The 17,239-nt window shown below is 31.4% G+C and carries 16 protein-coding genes and 1 pseudogene; 2 read left to right on the forward strand and 15 right to left on the reverse strand.

Annotated elements, in window-relative coordinates; translation table 11 throughout:
- Positions 1–13 precede the first annotated feature (13 nt).
- From JV528_RS01100 to JV528_RS14835, 3 genes are read right to left on the reverse strand one after another with little or no spacing between them, the layout of a single operon-like run.
- Entirely contained in the window at positions 14–577 is a 564-nt protein-coding gene (locus tag JV528_RS01100) for an SLOG family protein (RefSeq protein ID WP_000241308.1), read from the reverse strand.
- Positions 570–920: a YppE family protein gene (locus JV528_RS01105; protein WP_204177143.1), complete on the reverse strand. Its 351-nt coding sequence runs from the start codon at positions 918–920 to the stop codon at positions 570–572. The genes JV528_RS01100 and JV528_RS01105 overlap by 8 nt, the downstream gene beginning before the upstream one ends.
- Positions 921–974: 54 nt before the next feature.
- The gene (locus JV528_RS14835) at positions 975–1,154 is read right to left on the reverse strand and encodes a hypothetical protein (RefSeq protein WP_001788819.1); all 180 of its coding nucleotides are present in this window, start codon (positions 1,152–1,154) and stop codon (positions 975–977) included.
- 305 nt (positions 1,155–1,459) lie between these two features.
- On the opposite strand from JV528_RS14835, the gene recU reads away from it, so the two are divergent.
- Both recU and JV528_RS01120 read left to right on the forward strand, forming a co-directional pair.
- Positions 1,460–2,086, forward strand: a complete 627-nt coding sequence (gene recU / locus JV528_RS01115; RefSeq protein ID WP_001108885.1) for a Holliday junction resolvase RecU — start codon at positions 1,460–1,462, stop codon at positions 2,084–2,086.
- Positions 2,083–4,273 (forward strand): annotated as a pseudogene (locus JV528_RS01120) (transglycosylase domain-containing protein). The gene recU and the pseudogene JV528_RS01120 overlap by 4 nt, the downstream one beginning before the upstream one ends.
- Positions 4,274–4,785: 512 nt before the next feature.
- Here JV528_RS01120 and JV528_RS01125 read toward each other — a convergent pair.
- The 12 genes from JV528_RS01125 to JV528_RS01180 all read right to left on the reverse strand — a co-directional run bounded on the left by JV528_RS01125 (position 4,786) and on the right by JV528_RS01180 (position 17,235).
- Positions 4,786–5,127 carry a YpoC family protein gene (locus tag JV528_RS01125; RefSeq protein ID WP_000182033.1) on the reverse strand — a complete coding sequence of 114 codons (342 nt, stop codon included), beginning with the start codon at positions 5,125–5,127 and terminating at the stop codon, positions 4,786–4,788.
- A 4-nt stretch (positions 5,128–5,131) separates the two neighbouring features.
- Entirely contained in the window at positions 5,132–5,791 is a 660-nt protein-coding gene (nth, locus tag JV528_RS01130) for an endonuclease III (protein WP_000253768.1), read from the reverse strand.
- Positions 5,781–6,467: a DnaD domain-containing protein gene (locus tag JV528_RS01135; RefSeq protein WP_204177144.1), complete on the reverse strand. Its 687-nt coding sequence runs from the start codon at positions 6,465–6,467 to the stop codon at positions 5,781–5,783. Before JV528_RS01135 ends, nth begins: the two co-directional genes overlap by 11 nt.
- Before the next feature lie 328 nt (positions 6,468–6,795).
- Complete coding sequence (asnS, locus tag JV528_RS01140) at positions 6,796–8,088, reverse strand: asparagine--tRNA ligase (RefSeq protein WP_000858802.1); 1,293 nt, start codon at positions 8,086–8,088, stop codon at positions 6,796–6,798.
- A gap of 321 nt (positions 8,089–8,409) precedes the next feature.
- On the reverse strand, positions 8,410–11,103 hold the full coding sequence (locus JV528_RS01145; RefSeq protein ID WP_000525073.1) for an ATP-dependent DNA helicase DinG: 2,694 nt from the start codon (positions 11,101–11,103) through the stop codon (positions 8,410–8,412).
- Positions 11,104–11,126: 23 nt separating this feature from the next.
- The gene (locus tag JV528_RS01150) at positions 11,127–12,098 is read right to left on the reverse strand and encodes a biotin--[acetyl-CoA-carboxylase] ligase (RefSeq protein ID WP_000049916.1); all 972 of its coding nucleotides are present in this window, start codon (positions 12,096–12,098) and stop codon (positions 11,127–11,129) included.
- Entirely contained in the window at positions 12,085–13,287 is a 1,203-nt protein-coding gene (locus JV528_RS01155) for a CCA tRNA nucleotidyltransferase (RefSeq protein WP_204177146.1), read from the reverse strand. The genes JV528_RS01150 and JV528_RS01155 overlap by 14 nt, the downstream gene beginning before the upstream one ends.
- A gap of 4 nt (positions 13,288–13,291) precedes the next feature.
- On the reverse strand, positions 13,292–14,434 hold the full coding sequence (gene bshA / locus JV528_RS01160; protein WP_065315720.1) for an N-acetyl-alpha-D-glucosaminyl L-malate synthase BshA: 1,143 nt from the start codon (positions 14,432–14,434) through the stop codon (positions 13,292–13,294).
- A gap of 243 nt (positions 14,435–14,677) precedes the next feature.
- Positions 14,678–14,995: a nucleotide pyrophosphohydrolase gene (locus JV528_RS01165; protein ID WP_000839926.1), complete on the reverse strand. Its 318-nt coding sequence runs from the start codon at positions 14,993–14,995 to the stop codon at positions 14,678–14,680.
- Positions 14,996–15,330: 335 nt separating this feature from the next.
- Positions 15,331–16,011, reverse strand: coding sequence for a zinc metallopeptidase (locus JV528_RS01170; RefSeq protein WP_031774998.1), 681 nt, complete (start codon positions 16,009–16,011; stop codon positions 15,331–15,333).
- 71 nt (positions 16,012–16,082) lie between these two features.
- The gene (locus JV528_RS01175; protein WP_069993905.1) at positions 16,083–16,670 is read right to left on the reverse strand and encodes a DUF1405 domain-containing protein; all 588 of its coding nucleotides are present in this window, start codon (positions 16,668–16,670) and stop codon (positions 16,083–16,085) included.
- Positions 16,660–17,235, reverse strand: coding sequence for a YpiB family protein (locus tag JV528_RS01180; protein ID WP_000005212.1), 576 nt, complete (start codon positions 17,233–17,235; stop codon positions 16,660–16,662). The genes JV528_RS01175 and JV528_RS01180 overlap by 11 nt, the downstream gene beginning before the upstream one ends.
- Positions 17,236–17,239 lie beyond the last annotated feature (4 nt).

A 17,239-nucleotide genomic window follows, 5' to 3' on the forward strand; every position in this document is an offset into this window, starting at 1 on the left:
TTTTTCCACCTCATTAGAAACTTTGATCTTCAGACCACTGTAAGTCATTGATGAATGCTGTTAATTCATCGAACGTCACAATATCACAAGTATAGTTTGTTTTATCCATAAAATCAACTAACATCTGCTTGAAGAACTTAGGACTCGCCTCTTGTTCCTCATCATAAATGAGCAATGTTTGATCCGAATGTTCAAGCATAAATTGATCTGCTTGTTTAAATTGAAAGGGACCTTGATACGACGTATGAAAAATACTATCAACATAATCTGCATGCTTAATTATGTTAGCATACTTACTTTGATTATGTTCATTCCACTTTTCTGTATGTCCTTGGAACGGTGTAATTACAGCAAACTTTAACGAATCATATGTTCGTTGTAATTCAATAACAACTTCTGCAGTCCATAATTCTATACCCATTTGCCCTTGTATTAACACCCATTCTAATCCTTCATCCAACAGTTGTTCAATTTTATGTTTTATAAATTGTTTTAAATAATGTACTTCAGGTGCGTCATCTTTAAAAATGTTTAATTCGAATGATTTGTAACCTGTTACATAAACTGTTTTAACCATAAGTACCCTCTTTAGTTATGCCATCTAATATATTTTGTAAATCATATTGAACACTTTTAAGCTTTTCAATAAATAACTTTCGACTTGTTCGCTTAAAATGACATTCGACAGAAAGTTGTTCAATGTTAGCAATCAGTAGCTCAAATTTCCTTGAATTCATATAAGGTACTTCTATAATAAATTCACGATGTAATTTGATCTCATTGAGCAAGCTATCAATATGTTCAGTATATGGCTTTACAGTTTGGTAAAAATCATGATCTTGTTGTTGTGATTTCACATTTTCAAAATTTTGTTGCATGTTGTTAACTTCATAAATTAGTAATTCGACTACATTATTCATGAGGACGCCTCCTACATTTTTTAATTTATCACAATATACTGTATTCGTCATGTTTTAACACTCTATATAATTTGATTTAACTATTTTTTCAAATGTGTTATCTGTTAAATCAAGTAAATCTAAAAACTTCCTATATAAATACAAAATTTTATCGTGTATGTTGTTATACGATGAAAATACTTTTAATCTAATAAAATCATTTAAATCAAATACACCTCTGCTGATTAACAACACATACTTGTACTTGCCTCAAAAATAGTAATTTCTGAGCATGATTTGACTTTTATAACAAAATTCAAAAATATTGTAATGAGCATTCATTTTTATAAGCAAAACTTTTCAATCAATTAAAATTGTGTGTAAAATTCCAACATTAACGATAAATGTATTATAATATTATTGTGTTAATGCTGAAATCACGTTAAAATAAGCTTTGGTGTATTGTGTCTTTCGCATTTATACTAATTTAAGTTTGGTGTTTCACTATAATGTTGTGTATAATAAACAACGTTTACTACCAAACTTGTGTGGTGAAATTTATGAATTATCCAAATGGTAAACCATATCGTAAAAATAGTGCTATAGACGGAGGGAAAAAGACCGCTGCCTTTAGTAATATTGAGTATGGTGGACGTGGTATGTCACTTGAAAAAGATATCGAACATTCAAATGCGTTTTATCTTAAAAGCGACATTGCAGTTATTCACAAAAAGCCTACGCCAGTACAAATAGTTAATGTCAACTATCCTAAACGGAGTAAAGCTGTGATTAACGAAGCTTATTTTCGTACACCTTCAACAACTGATTACAACGGCGTTTATCAAGGTTATTATATTGATTTTGAAGCAAAGGAAACTAAAAACAAGACGTCCTTTCCTTTAAATAATATTCATGACCATCAAGTCGAACATATGAAAAATGCATATCAACAAAAAGGTATTGTGTTTTTAATGATTCGTTTTAAAACGCTAGATGAAGTTTATCTTTTACCCTATTCAAAATTCGAAATATTTTGGAAGAGATATAAAGATAATATTAAAAAGTCTATAACAGTTGATGAAATACGAAAAAATGGTTACCATATTCCTTATCAGTATCAACCAAGATTAGACTATCTAAAAGCAGTTGATAAGTTGATATTAGATGAAAGTGAGGACCGCGTATGACGGAAAACAAAGGATCTTCTCAGCCTAAGAAAAATGGTAATAATGGTGGGAAATCCAACTCAAAAAAGAATAGAAATGTGAAGAGAACGATTATTAAGATTATTGGCTTCATGATTATTGCATTTTTCGTTGTTCTTTTACTAGGTATCTTATTGTTTGCTTATTATGCTTGGAAAGCACCTGCTTTTACCGAAGCTAAATTACAAGATCCGATTCCTGCAAAGATATATGACAAGAACGGAGAACTTGTTAAAACATTAGATAATGGCCAAAGACATGAGCATGTAAATTTAAAAGACGTGCCGAAATCAATGAAAGACGCAGTACTTGCAACTGAAGACAATCGTTTCTACGAACATGGCGCACTTGATTATAAACGTTTATTCGGTGCAATTGGTAAGAACTTGACTGGTGGATTTGGTTCTGAAGGTGCCTCAACATTAACACAACAAGTTGTTAAAGATGCATTTTTATCACAACATAAATCTATTGGACGTAAAGCTCAAGAAGCATACTTATCATATCGTTTAGAACAAGAATATAGTAAAGATGATATCTTCCAAGTATATCTAAATAAAATTTACTATTCTGATGGCGTAACAGGTATTAAAGCTGCTGCTAAGTATTACTTTAATAAAGATTTAAAAGATTTAAACTTAGCGGAAGAAGCTTATTTAGCCGGTTTACCTCAGGTTCCAAACAACTATAATATTTATGATCATCCAAAAGCTGCTGAAGATCGTAAAAACACTGTTTTATACTTAATGCATTATCATAAACGCATTACAGATAAACAGTGGGAAGATGCTAAGAAAATCGATTTAAAAGCGAACTTAGTAAATCGTACTGCTGAAGAACGTCAAAACATTGATACAAATCAAGATTCTGAGTATAATTCATACGTTAACTTTGTAAAATCTGAATTAATGAATAATAAAGCATTCAAAGATGAAAATTTAGGTAATGTATTACAAAGTGGTATTAAAATTTATACAAACATGGATAAAGATGTTCAAAAAACATTACAAAATGATGTTGATAATGGTAGCTTCTACAAGAATAAAGACCAACAAGTTGGTGCAACGATTCTTGATAGTAAAACTGGTGGTTTAGTTGCTATATCTGGTGGACGTGATTTCAAAGATGTCGTTAACAGAAACCAAGCAACAGATCCTCACCCTACTGGTTCATCTTTAAAACCTTTCTTAGCGTATGGACCTGCCATTGAAAATATGAAATGGGCAACAAACCATGCGATTCAAGATGAATCTTCATATCAAGTTGATGGATCTACATTTAGAAACTACGATGTGAAGAGTCACGGTACTGTATCAATTTATGATGCTTTACGACAAAGTTTCAATATTCCAGCTTTAAAAGCTTGGCAATCAGTTAAGCAAAATGCTGGTAATGATGCACCTAAGAAATTCGCTGCCAAACTTGGCTTAAACTACGAAGGCGATATTGGTCCATCTGAAGTACTTGGTGGTTCTGCTTCAGAATTCTCACCAACACAATTAGCATCAGCATTTGCTGCAATCGCTAACGGTGGTACTTATAACAACGCGCATTCAATTCAAAAAGTAGTTACTCGTGATGGTGAAACAATCGAATACGATCATACTAGCCATAAAGCGATGAGTGATTACACTGCATACATGTTAGCTGAGATGCTAAAAGGTACATTTAAACCATATGGTTCTGCATATGGCCATGGTGTATCTGGAGTAAATATGGGTGCTAAGACAGGTACTGGTACTTACGGTGCTGAAACTTATTCACAATATAATTTACCTGATAATGCAGCGAAAGACGTGTGGATTAACGGCTTTACACCTCAATACACTATGTCAGTGTGGATGGGCTTCAGTAAAGTTAAACAATATGGTGAAAACTCATTTGTGGGACATAGCCAACAAGAATATCCACAGTTCTTATATGAAAATGTGATGTCAAAAATTTCATCTAGAGATGGCGAAGACTTTAAACGTCCTAGCTCAGTAAGTGGTAGTATCCCATCAATCAATGTTTCTGGTAGTCAAGATAACAACACTACAAATCGTAGTACACACGGTGGTAGTGACTAGTGACACATCAGCAAACAGCAGTGGTACTGCACAATCAAATAACAATACTAGATCTCAACAATCTAGAAACAGCGGTGGATTAACAGGTATATTCAACTAATCCACTCAACATAAAATCCTCAGTTATACCATATTTATGGTGTAGCTGAGGATTTTTTTAAATTCATACGCTATTGCTATATTAGTAGAAACCGTAAAATCAGTCATTCACATACATTTTGAAACATCTAAATAGTTTTCATATTCACATCTTTAGCTATGTAAAATTATTGATATTGCAAAAATGCTTGTTCCCATTTTTAAAATTATGATTATATTTTCTCATAGTCATCTTAGCCATTGTTTTAAATTGATATGTTTATCAATTCCCTGTGTACGTTAATCAGTGAAATATCAACATGTTTGCAACGTATTTTCACAATCATAGATATAAGAAATCCACCTACGATTCGAAATAGATATCTTAAAGCATACCTCAAGATATCCATTATGATGTAGATGGACATTTTTTATATTAAGACGTTGTAATGACACGACATCTAACATAAATACAAATATGTGTGCATGAATTAGTTTTACATCTTTTCAACATTAGGAAATGATCAAACTTGTCTATACTTGCTTATTCTTTAACCTTGTTTGATAACTAGCATTCATTTTAATCAATTCAGTTTTAAAGGTCTTCATTTGTCGATAGCCCATAAAATGATATTTACGTTCAATCATATAATCATATCTTTCTTTAAAATTCATTGGCACAACAGGATATTGATTTAAATTATCAAAATCAATATTGCCAGTTATGTCATTAACCTGCTTAAAATAATCAATAATTTTACTATGGTATTGATCCAAGTATGGCTTTGCTTCACTAGAACCTAATGTCTTATTTTTGGCAAATACATCAATCTCTTGTTCTAAATTATCAAATACCTCTTTTGTAATATTTGTCATGTTATCACGCTTCTTTCAAACTAGCTTTATAACGTTTTTGTCCTTCTCTACAATCTTCTAATAGTGGACAAATATCGCATTTAGGTTTTCGGGCTAAACAGTGGTATCTTCCAAAGAAAATGAGTTGATGATGGCTCCTATTCCATCTATCTCTAGGTATGACAGAACATAAACGGTCTTCTACCTGTCTCACATTATCTTTCCAACGATTAATACCTAAGCGTTTAGAAACACGTTCTACATGCGTATCAACAGCTAATGAAGGTTCACCAAATGCTACACTCATGACTACATTAGCAGTTTTACGTCCTACACCTGCTAAACTTTCTAATTCCTTATGTGTTTGTGGTATTTCTCCATTAAATTGATCAATCAAAGATTGACAAAGTTTCTTAATATTCTTAGCTTTGTTACGATACAGACCGATAGAACGAATATCATTCATAAGTTCTTCATCACTGACTGCCAAATAATCTTCAGGCGTTTTGTATTTTTTAAACAGCTCAGTTGTTACTCTATTTACTAGAACGTCTGTACATTGCGCTGACAATAATACAGCAATAGTTAATTCGAACGGATTATCATGTTTTAATTCACATTCTGCATCCGGAAACATATTTGCTATAACATCAATCATTTCTAATGCTTTTTTCTTACTTACCATCAAGGTTCTCCCCGTTTAACCAATCAAATTTAGGTACCGTTTTAACTGTGTGCGTCATTTTCGGTTTATTAAATTTTTCTCTTATTTTTCTAGAATCGTCAATTGTTTTGACATTGTTTTTCTTCCAATTAAGTAAAATACGATCCATATATTTAAAGCTAAGTTTATTCAAACTATTCGCCTCGTCTAATGCCGCTTGTATAATTGTAGTATCGTGTTTATCAACATCAATCCATTGATTTAACGTTTCTATTTCATATGGAGATAACGGCCTTGCAAATGTATCCTCTAAAATTCTAAATAATTGTTTAAATTTTTCTTTACTATTTTGCTCTTTCGTTTCCATACTTTGTTGCTTCAATATATGACTTAATTTTTCGAAAAAAGGATCTAGATTCATATATTCAGTAAATCTACCTTCTTCATCTTTTTGAACTTGTAATTCTAGAAATTCACGTTGAATCAAATTTTGAATAACCATTGTAATATCACGTGGTTGCATAGTTGAGCCCTTCTGAAGTAATTCAATTGAAGGCTGTTTATTTGATGTTTCGGAAGCATAAATCAATTTAAGCAAAATGACTAAATCTTGCTCATCTAAACCTAAGTCACTGTAATGGTCTAATAATTCTCTTCGTATCACTACAGGTCTTGCTTTTAATTGATATTTATCCATGTTCGTGCCCCCTTTTAAATTTAACCATTACTTAATAGTATAAATCATTTTCTTTAATTTTCGACTAAAATGCTTAATATATTTAACTAGTAGCAAACAAATTTTAAATAACAGTATTTTTTTAAAACTAGTTTTTAACAATGAACTTTATGTATAATCAGATGAGCTATTTATTTTCCAAATATAGTTACTAAACAAAAGTTTGTTCATGCTTAATGAAAGCCGTTATCAATCTACATTTCCCAAGCATAAATCGCCCAGCTATTAATATAGGCTGGACGATTCTTTTTATTATCATAATATAAATTTTAAGTAACGATCCTAAAACTTATGGATATAAACGGTTTAATAATCTTGGGAATGGCGCAGTTTCACGAACGTGTTCAACACCAGAAATCCATGCTACTGTACGCTCTAAACCTAAACCAAATCCACAGTGTGGCACACTACCATAACGACGTAAGTCTAAGTAGTAACTATATGCTTCTTCGTCTAATCCATGTTCTTTAACGCGTTGTTCTAACAATTCTAAGTCATCCACACGTTCAGATCCACCTATAATTTCACCGTATCCTTCAGGTGCAATTAAGTCTGCACATAATACAGTTTCTTCATTCTCAGGATTTGGTTGCATATAGAAAGGCTTAATTTTAGTTGGATAATTAGTAATAAACACCGGTAAATCATAATGATTAGCAATGGCAGTTTCATGTGGCGCACCAAAATCTTCGCCCCATTCAATATCATCAAAGCCTTCTGCTTTTAAGAATTCAATTGCATCATCATATGAAATTCTAGGGAATGGTGTCGCAACTTTTTCAAGTTTTGATGTATCACGCTCTAAAATTTTCAACTCTAGTTTACAATTTTCTAAAACTGATTTTACTACATGTGTTACATATTGTTCTTGAATTTCTAAACTTTCAGCATGATTTGTGAAAGCCATTTCCCCTTCAATCATCCAGAACTCGATCAAGTGTCTACGTGTTTTTGATTTTTCAGCTCTGAAAGTTGGACCAAATGAAAATACTTTTCCGTGTGCCATTGCCGCAGCTTCTAAGTATAACTGACCACTTTGAGATAAAAACGCATCTTGATCAAAGTATTTAGTATGGAATAATTCACTTGTACCTTCTGGTGCACTTGCTGTCAAAATTGGTGGATCAACCTTTGTAAATCCATCTTTGCTGAAAAATTCATACGTTGCACGAATAACTTCATTTCTAATTTTCATTACAGCATGTTGTTTTTTAGAACGTAACCATAAATGACGGTGATCCATTAAGAATTCTGTACCGTGATTTTTAGGTGTAATCGGATAGTCATGCGCTTCTGAAATAACTTCAATTGATTTCACTTGCATTTCGTATCCTAAATCAGAACGATTATCTTCTGTAATTGTGCCTGTAACATATAGAGATGATTCTTGAGTAATTTCTTTCGCAAGTTTGAATACCTCTTCACCAACTTCTGATTTAACTACTACGCCTTGCATAAAGCCTGTTCCATCACGTAATTGTAAAAAGGCGATTTTACCACTTGAACGTTTATTTGTTAGCCAAGCACCAATTGTAACGTCTTGGTTTAAATGATCTTTCGCTTGTTTAATCGTTGTTTTCATAACCATTCTCCTATTTATTTTTTCGTTATACAATACTCATTCATTTTAACAAAATCCGCTTTCAAGTTCTAGAACTAGACTAAAAGATAACGTGTAAATGGTAATGATTTAAGCACAGATTTGAACATTAATTTATATTAAGACAGTGCAATCATCAGTTTCATACAAAATATATAATAAAGCCTCAATATTATTAGTATGAAGGTCGTTTTTTGTGCTAACATTCAAGTTTAATTATAAAACTCAAATTTTGACGACCAAACAAAAATTCTTGTAACAGAACATAGCACATGTCATGTTACAAGAATTTTATTTTGTATTTCACTTTTTCTTTTTTTGAATTTGTCTTAATAATTTTCCAAATTGTTGAATATCGCCTTTTTTCTGACGATAATTTTCAAGTGTTTGTTCAAAAAAGTTTTTATAATTACTGTTTATGAGTCGATCATCAAATGAAACTATTATGCCGCGATCATTTTCATTTCTAATTAATCTTCCAAGTCCTTGTCTAAAACGTGTAACTGCATCAGGTAATACATATTCCTTGAAAGTTGAAGTGAATTCAGAATCCATAAGCCAATATTTTGCATTATGCTTGTTCATAAACGGTAACTTCGCTATCATCACACATTTAATACCATTTGCTTGAAAATCAAAACCTTCAAAAAATGTTGACGTACCAAGCAGTATGGCCTTATCAAAATTATTAAACTGTTGTACTATTTTATAATTTTGGTTCTGCTGTTGTGTTAATACAACATAATCTTCAAATTCTGGCAATTCATTTAGCATATCTTGTACCATATGCATCATTTTATAACTCGTAAATAAGACTAAACATTTTGATGACGTTATAGTCGTATATTCAATAATATAGCTTACAATCGATGCTACATACTCATCTATATTTTTATATTGATAAGATGCTACATCACTCGGTATAAATACACTTGTATTTTTTGCACTTTGTAACGACGTGTTAACTTCAAATGTATTAAAGTGAACATCTTTGTTGAATAACTGTTTAAAAGCATCAAACGAATGATTAAATTTTAAAGTACCAGATATAAAAATGAGTGATTTAAATTTTTCCAATACTTGTTTCGTCAATACGTCTTTTACAGCGTAATCTTTCACATATAAACGTATTGTTGATTTTTGAGATAGATTTTTAATTGAAATGAAACTAGTATGTCCAGCTTTTAAACTTTGTTCGATATTTTTAAATTTATCTTTTAAATACAACAACTGTTTCCGTAATGATTTAACTGTTTTATGACTAATGCCATTGAATATTTCTAGCGTTTTATTTAACTTATCGATAATCGCATGTAAATCCTTCAAAATGTCTTTTGTTTCAAAAGTAAATACATTATGGAAACGATGAATATCATCATCATAAACATCAGAATCATTGATAATCGTAAATATCGTTGAGAACAATTGCTCATTTAACTCATGAATCTCATTCATACTAGCCTTCAAGCCAAAAATATCAATTGGTGCAATATCTAATTTTTCCAAAATTCGCTGTTTTTCCAGTTGATCAATTGCCTTTAACAATTTTTCATTTTCGTTTTTACCAATCAAACCAAGCTGATATTTAATATCAGCATAACTCAACTCATTTGTCACTTGATTTAAGGCATAGTCTGGTAAGCGATGTGCTTCATCCACTATACAATCATCAAACAATTGATATATTGAATTTTCAACATCAGAATGAATTAAATGTGCATGATTTGTAATACCAATTTGAATGTTCTGTGCATTTCGCTTAATAAAATTATAATAATGAACATCGTGACGTGCCGGTACATATGTTTCAATTTTCTGGTCAAAATACATCTTTTGACCACCTTTTAAATTTAATTCCTGTATATCTCCGGACGGCGTCTCTGTAATCCAAATCAGCAATTGCATTTTCAAGATATTCACTTCGTAATTACTTGTGTCATCTTTTAAAATTTGACTAATAAGTCCCAATGAAATGTAATCACTTTTACTTTTAATCAATAGTGCATTAATTTTAAAATTCAACGCTTCATTCATTGCTGGAATATCTTTTTCTAACAATTGACTTTGCAGTAATTTAGTATTGGTAGAAATCATGACATGCTTCCCAGTTTCAATATTATACATCAAGGCCGCAAGTAAATATGCTAATGATTTACCACTGCCTAGTGATGCCTCAATCATTGCTTTTTCACTATGCATGAGCTGATCTAATATAGTTTCCGCTAAATATAATTGCTGCGGTCGATATGTTAAGCCAAGTTGATCTACAGCTTTGCTATATAAAGACTTCAAGCTGCCATTATAATTTGTTGTCGGCTTTTTAAAATCAACTTGCTTACGATAGATAATCTGTTCGAACTTTTCGTACGATTTATCCAATGGCTTTGCATCATATTGCCTAACCATCTCAAAGAAAATATCATACAAATCGTATTTCAACTGTTTACTTAAATAATATAATTGCTTTAAAGTATCTAACGGTAACTTTTCAAATTTTTCAAAAGCTAATATCATCAATTTAGCAGTAGTAGCGGCATCTTCGTCAGCTCGATGGGCATTTGCTAAGGTAATACCATGTGCCTCCGCTAATTCACTTAATTGATAGCTTTTATCTGTAGGAAAAGCTATTTTAAAGATTTCTAGTGTATCTATAACTTTTTTGGGACGATATTGAATATTACAATCTTTAAATGCCTTTTTAATAAAATTTAAATCAAAATCTACATTATGAGCGACAAAAATGCAATCTTTTATCTTATCGTAGATTTCTTGTGCAACTTGATTAAAATATGGCGCTTGTTGTAGCATATTTTCTTCAATGGATGTTAACGCTTGAATGAATGGCGGAATCTCTAAATTTGTTCTAATCATAGAATGATATGTATCAATAATTTGGTTATTGCGCACAAACGTTATACCAATTTGAATGATATCGTCAAAATCTAATTGGTTGCCTGTTGTTTCTAAATCCACAACGGCATAGGTTGCCATACCCATAGCTATCTCTCCTTGCTTTAGTGTTAAAAATCTATATCTGCACTAATTAAACGGTGTGATTCACCCGCTTCATCTCTAACAATTAGATAGCCATCGTAATCTAAATCAATTGCTTGTCCTTTAAACTGTTTATCATTTTCTGTAAATAGCAACGTTCTATTCCAAATATTAGAAGCTGCAATATATTCTTCACGAATTTCAGAAAAAGGTAACGTTAAAAATTGATTATATCTTTTTTCAATTTCTTGAAGTAATCTCTCTAAAAATTGATATCTATCTAATTTATTTTTATCATGTAATTGTATACTTGTTGCTCTATGTCTGATACTTTCATCAAAGTCTTCTAGTTGTTGTGTCAAATTAATACCTATACCACATATTATTGCTTCTATACCATCATTATTAGCAACCATTTCAGTTAAGAAACCACACACTTTACCATTATCAATATATATATCATTCGGCCATTTCACTTTGACTTCATCTTGACTAAAATGTTGAATCGCATCTCTTATCCCTAATGCAATAAATAAATTAAATTTAGATATCATTGAGAATGCAACGTTAGGTCTTAACACGACAGACATCCAAAGTCCTTGCCCTTTTGAAGAACTCCAATGTCTATTAAATCGCCCACGACCTTTCGTTTGTTCATCACTCAAGATAAAAAATGAAGATTGATTTCCAACAAGTGACTTTTTCGCAGCAAGTTGTGTAGAATCTATTGAATCGTAAACTTCACTAAAATCAAACAAAGCAGAACTTTTTGTATATTGGTCTATTATACCTTGATACCAAATATCTGGGAGCTGTTGTAATAAATGTCCTTTATGATTTACTGAATCTATTTTACATCCCTCTAACTTTAATTGGTCAATCACTTTTTTTACTGCAGTGCGCGATATATTAAGTGATTCCGCAATGCTTTGTCCAGATATATAATTCGGTTTATTTTTATAGAGTAATTGAAGTACATCTTGACTATATTTTGACATGATTATCCATCCATTTCAAAATTTCAGTTTCTTCGTTGCTTACTTTACCTGTTACAATCGCTATCTCAATTTGTCTTAGCACATCTTTTAACCACGGACCACTTTTGGCATTTAAATGTGCCATAAGTACACCCCCATTAACCATCATGTCTTTTCTATTATGCATAGGTAAATGTTGTAATGTTTCATCAATCGTTTGAAGGTTAACGATTAATGGTTCATGTCCTTGAATATCATTTGCCTTTAACACGTCTGCTGCAACCATTACATTTTTAATGAGATTCGTATCATAATCATAAACAAACATTTTTAATTGTTCTTTTGTAATAATACTTGATAATGCATTCATAATTTGAATATATTGATTGATATCTTTTGCTTGTCGGTTACTTAGCTTTAAAGGCTTTAATGAGTAATTAATATCAAATTTAACTGACACTATAGCAATCAACAATTCTAAATCAATTGGTTCAGTCACATTAATTTGATTCATATCAAGATGTTCGAAATATGGCATATAATTAAATGCTTTCAGCGATTTTAAATGATTAAAACTCTCTTCAACATTAATACCTCGCATTAATTTAGTTAGTTCAATCACTATACGCTCAATCGATAAAAATTTAATATCTGCCATTTGTGTACACATCGCTTCAAATGTTTCCGTTGCAATATCAAATGATAATTGTGACTGGAATCTTAAACATCGAATCATACGTAAAGCATCTTCTTGGAATCGTTCCTCAGCTATACCTACAGTTCTTATTATTCGATTATTAATATCTTGTTGACCATCAAAATAATCATACAATTTGTATGCTGTATCCATTGCTATCGCATTCATCGTAAAATCTCTTCGTTGCAAATCTTCGTATAAATCACGAACAAATGTAACACCACTTGGTCTACGGTGATCGACATAATCTTCTTCAGCCCGGAATGTTGTCACTTCATAATTTTCATCATCAAAAACTACATTTATGGTGCCATGTTCTTTACCTACAGGTATCGTATGACTAAAGATAGATTCTATTTCATCTGGCGTTGCACTTGTTGTGATATCTATATCATGAATATTTCTTCCCATAACATAATCTCTTACAGAGCCACCTACATAATATGCTTCAAAACCATTGTCTTGAATTTGTTCTAATATAGGCCTTGCCTGTTCAAATAATGATTTATCCATATTATTACTCGCCTTTACTTTTGTTATGCTCATTTAGCATTTTTTGATAATAATACTCATATTGATCTGTAATGAGTTCTGATCCAAAACGTTCAGCAATATCTGCTAGCATGTTTTTCTGAAGTTTGTTGTATAACACCTTATCTTCAAGTAATCGGATAGCATAGTCACTCGCTGAATCACTATCACCCACATCTACGACAAATCCAGTTTCACCATGTTTAATAACCTCTTTAATTCCACCGGCATTTGAACCAATTGGAACGACGCCTGTTTTCATAGCCTCAAGTAAAGTTAGTCCAAAGCTTTCTTTTTCACTTAATAATAATACTAAGTCAGATAATTGGTAAAATTCACTTACACAATCTTGTTTCCCTAAAAATAAAACATCCTCTTCTACGTTTAACTCTTTCGTCATTTGACGCATTGGCACTAATTCAGGACCATCTCCAAGTAAAATTAATTTACTAGGTATCTTTTCACGTACTTTTGCAAATGTTTCTATAATAGTATCTATGCGTTTTACTTGTCTAAAATTCGATACATGTATTAACACTTTTTCATCTGGTGCTATACCAAATTGTGATTTTAATGCTGTGTTATGTTTAGTTGGAAACTCATTTTCACGTACAAAATTATAAATCGGTATAATTTCTTTGTTAGTTTCAATAATTTCATGTGTTTCTTGCGCTAAAGATTTACTCACACTTGTCACAATATCACTTTTTTCAATGCCAAATTTAATTGCACCTTGGAGTGAATGATCATAGCCCAAAACAGTAATATCAGTACCGTGTAACGTTGTCATAATTTTTATATCTTTACCTGACATCTCACGAGCTAAAATCCCACAAATTGCATGAGGTACAGCATAGTGCATATGCAACAAATCAAGATCATATTCTTTAATAACTTCAGCGATTTTAGTACTTAACGTAATATCATACGGTGGATATTGAAATACTGCATATTGATTCACTTCAACTTGATGAAAAATCATATTCGGTAATGGTTTTCTTATTCTAAACGGGATATTTGAAGTGATAAAATGTACTTCGTGACCTCGCTCTGCTAATTTAATTCCTAATTCTGTGGCAATAATTCCAGAACCACCCATGGACGGGTAACATGTTATACCTATCTTCATTCGCTTGCCCATCCTTTCTTTCTATTTCTCTTTCTATTATTCTCGATGCGTAGATAATTGTTTAAATTTAAGTTTATAGTAATGTTGAGTTTATAATTTCAAATATCTAAAAAACAGGTGTTGTATATATAATCATTTATCTAGTTATACTTACTTTAAAAATAATATGATTTCATGCGATGCAATTCATTGGTCTATGATTTTAATCTTAATCAAATCCAAATAAAGCAAATATTTTTATATTCACTTTCTTTCGAATCGATTTTTATCTCTTGTATTAAACTTTTCCATTGTTTCATTAAAGCTCTCTGTCATATCTATTCCCATTGAATTCGCCAAACATAACAACACAAATAAATTATCACCTAATTCTGCTTTAATCGTATTTGCTTCCTCTGAATCTTTCTTCTTTTTTTCACCATATGTATGATTTATTTCACGTGCAAGTTCGCCCACTTCTTCAGTCAATCTAGCTAAGTTAGCTAATGGTGAAAAATATCCTGTTTTAAATTGTCCAATATATTCATCAACTTCACGTTGCATTTCTACCATTGATTTCATTTCTACGTTCTCCTTATATTGCATTTCTAATATAGTATATATCAATTTGAAGTCTCATGCATGTTTAGTGCAATTTACTGACTCTAGCTAAACTAGATGACAAATTGTTTATTTTAGTAGTTTAATAATTCAGTTTATATAAATGTAATGCATTCCTAACTAAATTAAATCAATTGAAATTGGGATTATAACTTTATGATTCGTACCACTACAATAAAATAATATAGTGAATAATCAACCATTAGAAAAATAAGCACAAAAAAACTAGCAATCACACAAAATGTGATAAGCTAGTTAATAAGTGTCTAATTTAAGTTAATTGTTAATCTATAAGATTAATCACTTGAACGCGCAAGCAAGATAATACGTACAAGCTCTGCTACAGCGACAGCAGTTGCTGCAACATAAGTCATTGCTGCTGCAGATAATACTTTACGCGCATGTTTGTATTCCTTTTCATTTACAATGTTCAATGCCGTAATTTGTTTCATCGCTCTTGAACTCGCATCAAACTCAACTGGTAACGTAACAATTGAGAATAATACCGCTAATGACATTAAACCAGCACCAATCCATAAAGCAGTTGAACCAAATGCACTACCTATCGCTGTTAAGATAATACCTAACATGATGATCATATAACTTAATGAACTCCCTAGGTTTGCAACAGGTACTAATGCTGCTCTGAATCTTAAGAACCAATATCCTTGGTGATCTTGAATGGCATGACCAACTTCGTGGGCTGCAATTGCAGTTCCAGCAACTGATGGTCTGTCATAGTTTGCAGGAGATAGTGAAACAACTTTCTTTTTAGGATCGTAATGATCTGTTAAGAATCCTTCACCTTTAACAACTTCGACATCATAAATACCGTTTGCATGTAAAATTTCTAATGCAACTTCACGACCCGTTTTACCACTAGTTGATCTAACTTGTGAATATTTCTCATAGTTAGATTTAACTTTGTGTTGTGCCCATAAAGGAAGCACCATTAATATTACGAAATAAATTATCATAGTAAAAATTGAAGACAATAAACTCACTCTCCTTTATAAATATTTTACTGTCATTTGCAGTTTTTATCAAATCATTTACACTTTAATAATTTGTTTAATTCAATATAAAGCAAAAGTCCAAAAACACTCAGACAACATGATAATACACCAATTTGCCACACATGTGTAGTTATAAAATCATAATATGGAAATTGAAGGTGAAAATAGTCAATATAATCATTCAAAAATACCCAAGTCATCGCTACAATGATTCCAATCATAGAACGTTTAAACCTAGGATAGAAGTAAATTGCCTGAACAGCCATTATACTGTGGGAAAACATTAATACCAGGCCATTTACTGTAATATCCCCTTGTTCAATAATAAATAATATATTCATAATAACTGCCCATATCCCATATTTGAATAATGTTACAAATGCCAGTGCATCGATAATACTATTTTGTTTTCGGATTAATATCAATGAGATAGAAATAACTAAGAATAATATTGCAGTTGGGCTATCTGGAACAAAAATCTTAAACTGCCACGGCGTATGACTTAATTGTTCACCATACCATATATAACCATAAATCATCCCTAATATATTACAAATGAGGAGCATCATTAACCAAGAACGTTGATAAAGTGTATATTGCCAAAGTGTATTAATCGTCATCTGCTAAGTCCTCAAATTGATTATGTTTATTTACTAGCTTGAGTGTATTTAAAATTTGCGTTAGTTGATAAAAACGTTGCTTTTCATTCATCTGTAAACTTAAATCAATATTATGTAGCAAGTAATCTATTAATAACGCATGTTTATGCCGATCTATAGCCATACTATTTAAATCATGAAGATAAGTTTGATAGCTAGGCGATTCCGTTAGTTGAGCAACTATTAAATCATCTAGCCTTTGCTCACGCTTTGACACGTTTGCGAAGTGAATTTGAATATCAAAAGCACAGTTATGATTAGCGATATAATCAAATATTTCATTTGTATTCATTAACTTTATATTACGCTTAGTAAATTGAATTGCAGAAGCGTGACTTCCCACTTCTGCAATTTCTAATGTTTCATGATGATTAATTTTTGTATCTACAAAATGAATGTTTGCCAACTTCGCCTCATTCACTTTTATATAGTTAAGCACCCAAACTGCAATACGCGACTTAAATCGATATTGAAAAAGTAAATATTCAATAAAACTTTCTTTAATTTGATTGAGTGTCTCTGACATCAAA

The sequence above is a fragment of the Staphylococcus sp. GDB20D11A genome (assembly GCF_016893255.1).
Taxonomy (GTDB): domain Bacteria; phylum Bacillota; class Bacilli; order Staphylococcales; family Staphylococcaceae; genus Staphylococcus; species Staphylococcus aureus.